This is a genomic window from Allocoleopsis sp., from assembly GCF_036703385.1.
In the GTDB taxonomy this organism is placed as follows: domain Bacteria; phylum Cyanobacteriota; class Cyanobacteriia; order Cyanobacteriales; family Coleofasciculaceae; genus Allocoleopsis.
The window spans coordinates 1-5,256 of record NZ_DATNPA010000091.1; the positions used below are offsets into that span (position 1 = coordinate 1).

Genomic DNA, 5,256 nt, shown 5'->3' on the forward strand with positions numbered 1-5,256 from the left:
CTCTGAAGTCGTGATCGAATCAGATTCCAATTTGGGTTCGATTGTCCTGCGGGACTCAGCCAGTCAAAAAGTGCCATTGCTTTTAGGCGATGCGATCCAGTAATTGGCGGCGTTTTTGCTCAAATTCATACTCGGACATTAGTCCATCTTGGCGTAGTCTATCAAGTTCTCTGAGGGCATCTGCGATCGCTCCCACTTGTGCAGGATCAACCGCCGTCGGTTGATTCGCTACCGAAGACACTTCATTTATACCCAGATTGAAATTACGATCAAACTCCTGTGAACCTTGTGCCAGGTACCAAAATCCTTCAATTACACTAGCGATGTGTGGAATAGGCGTCCACCAAAGGAGCAAATACACAATGCCCCACTGTGGCTGTCCCAGATAAAATTTATGAAATCCGGCAAAAGGGACTACTATCCCACTAAATGCTAGGATTGCAGCGATTGTGCGATTTTTTGGCTTACTCAACATACTTGGTCTTATCCGTAGGGGTGGCTTGGTTATAAGGATGAGGGAGTTTATCACCCCGGTGCCGCCAATGACTCTTTCATTTTGAAAAATCTAGAGCAGGGTGGGCAATACCTACCAGACAGAAAATTGCTAAGTTGTTTTCAGATAAATCCTGACTAATCGACACAATGCTTACTGAAACTTTGATCAGTTTGCTATATCTAGTAACTCAGGTGAGGTAAGCGCTTACTCAGGATACGGTAAACCGAAGTTTGCGCAGGCTGAGTACTGCACTAAAATGTGACTAAAAGTAGCCGTTTAACCCACTCGTCAGTGAATAGTTAAGAGCAATGGGGTTTTTTGATTCCGATATTGTCCAACAAGAAGCCAAGCAGCTGTTTGAAGATTATCAATCTCTAATCCAATTGGGAGGCAGCTATGGCAAATTTGACCACGAAGGGAAAAAGATTTTTATCCAGCAGATGGAAGAGCTGATGGAGCGTTACCGCATTTTCATGAAGCGGTTCGAGTTATCGGATGACTTCATGGCGCAGATGACAGTGGAACAACTCAAGACACAGCTCGGTCAGTTTGGCATTACGCCTCAGCAAATGTTTGACCAAATGAATATGACTCTGGAACGAATGAAGTCAGAGCTAGAGAAGCAACCTTAAGAGGCAATCAAACCTTTAGCAAGCCGTCATTCTTGCGTAACGACTATTCGTTGTAGTTCAGGGACGCTTCTCCTAAACAGTAGCTTTGGCGCTAGCTTCTACGGAGTCATTCGACCTAAGCTTTCACAGTTATTTTGTCTGACCTAGCAGCGATCGCAAGCTCATTACAGACCTTCTAAGAGTCAACGTAAGCCTAGCCGATGCGGAGTGCGTAAACAACTTAGCCAAGCGCGTTTGCTTAACCAAGCGGTTATGAAAAAGCAAGGCAACTGGATTATAAGCTGTGTAACCTTGGCTCTGTTACAACTACACTCAAAGATATCTGGCCTTGAACCCAAAAAACTGACAGCGGACTGTTAAAACCCACAAGCCATCTAGGGGTGATTAAACTTAGAAGGCGATGGAAAGTTCTGTACTGGCTCGTTCTTCAACGCCTTAAGCATAAAGTTGCGCCAGATTGGTGCAGCATATTGACCTCCCGTTGCTCCACCCCCAATAGGTCTGTTGTTATCATTGCCAATCCAAACAGCGGCTGCTAACTGCGGTGTATAGCCGACAAACCAGACATCTCGCTCCGATGAGGTCGTACCCGTCTTACCCGCTGCTGGTCGTCCGATTTGTGCTGCTTTTCCAGTGCCACCATTAATCACGCCTTGTAGCACGTTTGTCAGAGAAGCGGTCGCCCAAGGATCGAGTACCAATCTAGGTTTAGGTGTGTTGTCTAGCAAGACATTCCCCGTACTATCGGTAACTCGGACAATAATTGTTGTGTCAGAATACCAACCATTACTGGCAAAGGTAGCATAAGCGCCAGCCATTTCCAACGGCGTCAACCCAATTGCACCCAGAGGTAAGGAGGTCACTGGCTCCATCGGACTCTTAATTCCTAGCGTCCGACAGGTTTCAATTACCTTATCCAAGCCGACAGCCCTCCCGATTTTTACGGCTGGAACATTGAGTGACTGACTCAAGGCAGTACGAACAGTTACAGCACCTGAATAACCCCCGCCGTAATTTCGAGGAGAGTACCAGCCGCTGCCATCCCGATAGCTAACAGGACTATCCATGATAGTGGATGAAGGCCCATACTTCCCGGTGGCAAAGGCTGTGTAATAAACAAAGGGCTTAAAAGCAGACCCAGGTTGCCGTCGGGATTGGCTCGCTCGGTTAAACTGACTTCTCTTGTAGCTGACTCCGCCTACAAGGGCTTTGACAAAATGTGTTCGAGGATCAACGGCTGCTAGCGCTACTTGCCCAGCATTAAGCCCACGGTATTGCACGTTAGCATGGGAACGCGTTACAGTCTCTTCCGCCATCTCCTGAAAGTTAGTGTCAATCGTGGTCTGGACTCGCATCCCGCCTTTTAGGACAGCATCGCGCCCAAATCGCTCATTCAATTCACTAACAACCGCTTCTGTAATGTAAGGCAGTTTACTCGTTCGCCAAGACGTAAGCTTGCCTATATTCATCTTTTGCTTACGAGCTGCTTCGGCTTCAGCTGCTGTAATCCATCCCAAGTCTTCCATCCGCTTTAAAACAACGGCCTGTCGCTCTTTGGCTACCTTGAGGTTTACAAAAGGACTGTATTCTTCCGGAGACTGAATCAATCCCGCGAGCATGGCTGACTCTGCCAAGTTTAGTTTATCGGCAGACTTAGAAAAATAGCTTTCGGCGGCGGTTTGAACCCCATAGTTGTTATGACCCCAATAGATTTGATTGAGGTACATTTCCAAAATCTGGTCTTTTGTGAAGATTTGCTCAAGTCGGATAGCCATCACCGCCTCGGCAATTTTGCGGCTAAACTTACGCTCTGGCTTGAGAAATAAGTTTTTCACCAGCTGCATCGTTAGGGTTGAGCCGCCCTCAACCACTGTATTCTTCTCCCAGTTGATTAAGAGCGCCCGCCCTACACTATTGGGGTTAATCCCATGATGTACATAAAAGTGGCTGTCTTCCATCGCGAGTACGGCTCGCTTGAGTATGGGGCTGATTTGGTCTAATTTGACAACTTCGCGGTTGGCTTCACCGTGGAGACTGGCGAGTTCCTTACCCTTAATGTCATAGATATAAGTCGTTTCTGAGGGCACATAACCCCTTAGGACTCGGACATCTGGGAGATTGCGAAAGCTAGTCGCCAAGCCAACCAACCCACCAGCAACGACTGAGCTCGTTAGCATTGTGATGCCGAGGATGGTTCCACCTGCTACCTGAGCGACTCCTTGTACAAACTGTAAAGCGGATGATGAGCCACTTTTGGTATCTTGTTTCTGTTGAACAGTGCTAGATGACACGGCGATTTCACTTCCTCACTCAAAAAATACTGAACGCACAAGCGAAAGCAACTTTGTATCAATACTTTCTATAGATAATTACAGATATTTATAGCAATAGCAGGATGACAGAGAAGCTGGATGGTCAAAAAAATGTCTTAACAAGGGTAACACTATGTTGCTGAGTCAGCCGTAAGCAGCCTTAGGAGCAAGAGTGATGAGAGCGCTGTTCCAAGCAATGGCGGTAATGGCGCAAAGCGCTTGAATCAAGCGGCTCACGGCAGTAAGCTGAGGAACATTGACTGTATTAAGCTTGAGCATCACTGTTGTGTATTCTGAAAAAAAAGTCATAGGGTAACAGCTGCCAAAGCGTCGGCGAAAAGTCAGCATTGCTTCATCATAGTCGGTACATCCTGAGATAATGGTTAACGGCTTGACTCATGGCTGTTGGGGATTTCGAGAAAAATATGTTATCTTGCTGCCTTGCCTTTGTATACCCAACGAGAAATTTCAACAAGCTGCTATATCTCGCTATTCAATCCTTAAAGATGTTCCAGACGAATGTCAAATCTTGAATCCGTTACTCCCGAAGAGCTCGCTTGGCTCTATCGAGGCATTAGTGAAATCTTTCCGAACCAACCCGATTCTCAAGATGTTAATGAAAATTTAGTTGAGCGTTTAAGGCAAACAGACCGTCCCTTACGGGTGAAGTTGGGAATTGACCCAACGGGGACAGATATCCACCTTGGTCATAGTATCCCAGTCCGAAAGTTGCGGGCTTTCCAGGATGCGGGTCATACCGCTGTCCTGATTATTGGGGATTTTACCGCAAGGATTGGTGACCCGACCGGCAAATCCGAGGTACGTCGTCAGCTTTCTGTGGATGAGGTGAAGCAAAATGCTCAAACTTACCTGGAGCAGGTACGCCCTATTTTGGACTTTGAGACACCGGGACGGCTAGAAATTCGTTACAACTCGGAGTGGCTAGAACCGTTAGGGTTGTCAAAAATTCTAGAGTTGTTAGCCACCATGACTGTAGGGCAGATGCTGGCGAAGGAGGGCTTTGCCGATCGCTACAAGCAAGAAAACCCAATTTACCTCCATGAATTCCTCTATCCTTTGATGCAAGGCTATGATTCGGTGGCGGTTAAGGCTGATGTTGAATTGGGGGGAACTGACCAAAAATTTAATATTGCCGTTGGACGAGATTTGCAGCGCCATTTTGGTCAGACACCTCAGTTTGGGTTGCTGATGCCGATTTTAATCGGGACGGATGGAGTTCAGAAGATGTCAAAGTCGCTGAACAACTACGTTGGCTTAAGGGAAGACCCCCTGACAATGTATCAAAAGCTGGAAGGTACAAAGGATAATCGGCTGGAAGAGTATTTTGAGCTGTTAACCGATTTAGCCCTTGACGAATTACCGACCAATCCACGCGATCGCCAACAACTTTTGGCTGAGACGATTGTTGCCCAGTATCACGGCAAGCAAGCGGCAGATGAAGCGAAAAAGGGTGGTGCCATTCCGGAATTTTCTCTAGCTTCCGTGCAGTTCCCTGCCAAGTTGTTCTACGTCCTCAATGCCAGTGGGCTGTGCCAATCGAGTGGAGAGGCACGGCGACAGATTCAAAATGGAGGCGTGAAGTTAGAGGGAGATCGCATCTCTGAGATTGACCTCACCTTTGATTCCCCAGAAGCCTTAAACGGCAAAGTTTTACAAGTTGGGAAAAAGAAATTTGTCCGTCTAGTACCATAAAGGGGTTGCAGGTTGGCAGGTTAGAAGGTTAGTCGGTTGACAGATGAGCAAGTTAGAACGTTATCTTCTCAACCTTCAACCTCAAAACCTTCAACCTCAAAAC

Annotated in this window: 5 protein-coding genes; 2 read left to right on the forward strand and 3 right to left on the reverse strand. The window is 46.9% G+C overall.

Translation table 11 applies throughout. The annotated features are described in order from the left end of the window. Positions 1-82: 82 nt before the first annotated feature. The gene (locus V6C93_RS04590) at positions 83-475 is read right to left on the reverse strand and encodes an NINE protein (protein ID WP_333475471.1); all 393 of its coding nucleotides are present in this window, start codon (positions 473-475) and stop codon (positions 83-85) included. Between the two features lie 329 nt (positions 476-804). Here V6C93_RS04590 and V6C93_RS04595 point away from each other — a divergent pair, with 329 nt between their 5' ends. Further along, positions 805-1,128: a DUF1825 family protein gene (locus tag V6C93_RS04595; RefSeq protein WP_333475472.1), complete on the forward strand. Its 324-nt coding sequence runs from the start codon at positions 805-807 to the stop codon at positions 1,126-1,128. Between the two features lie 374 nt (positions 1,129-1,502). On the opposite strand, the gene V6C93_RS04600 is transcribed toward V6C93_RS04595, so the two are convergent. Together V6C93_RS04600 and V6C93_RS04605 are read right to left on the reverse strand one after the other, a co-directional pair. Continuing rightward, positions 1,503-3,419 carry a transglycosylase domain-containing protein gene (locus V6C93_RS04600; protein WP_333475473.1) on the reverse strand — a complete coding sequence of 639 codons (1,917 nt, stop codon included), beginning with the start codon at positions 3,417-3,419 and terminating at the stop codon, positions 1,503-1,505. 165 nt (positions 3,420-3,584) lie between these two features. Next, positions 3,585-3,749: a hypothetical protein gene (locus tag V6C93_RS04605; RefSeq protein ID WP_333475474.1), complete on the reverse strand. Its 165-nt coding sequence runs from the start codon at positions 3,747-3,749 to the stop codon at positions 3,585-3,587. Positions 3,750-3,959: 210 nt separating this feature from the next. Between V6C93_RS04605 and tyrS the strand changes: the two genes are divergently transcribed. Continuing rightward, complete coding sequence (gene tyrS, locus V6C93_RS04610; protein ID WP_333475475.1) at positions 3,960-5,153, forward strand: tyrosine--tRNA ligase; 1,194 nt, start codon at positions 3,960-3,962, stop codon at positions 5,151-5,153. Positions 5,154-5,256: the final 103 nt, after the last annotated feature.

Excerpts from the sequence above, each read along its gene's own strand:
- V6C93_RS04590 (WP_333475471.1), bottom strand. The coding sequence starts at position 475 with ATGTTGAGTAAGCCAAAAAATCGCACAATCGCTGCAATCCTAGCATTT.
- V6C93_RS04595 (WP_333475472.1), top strand. The coding sequence starts at position 805 with ATGGGGTTTTTTGATTCCGATATTGTCCAACAAGAAGCCAAGCAGCTG.
- V6C93_RS04605 (WP_333475474.1), bottom strand. The coding sequence starts at position 3,749 with ATGACTTTTTTTTCAGAATACACAACAGTGATGCTCAAGCTTAATACA.
- tyrS (WP_333475475.1), top strand. The coding sequence starts at position 3,960 with ATGTCAAATCTTGAATCCGTTACTCCCGAAGAGCTCGCTTGGCTCTAT.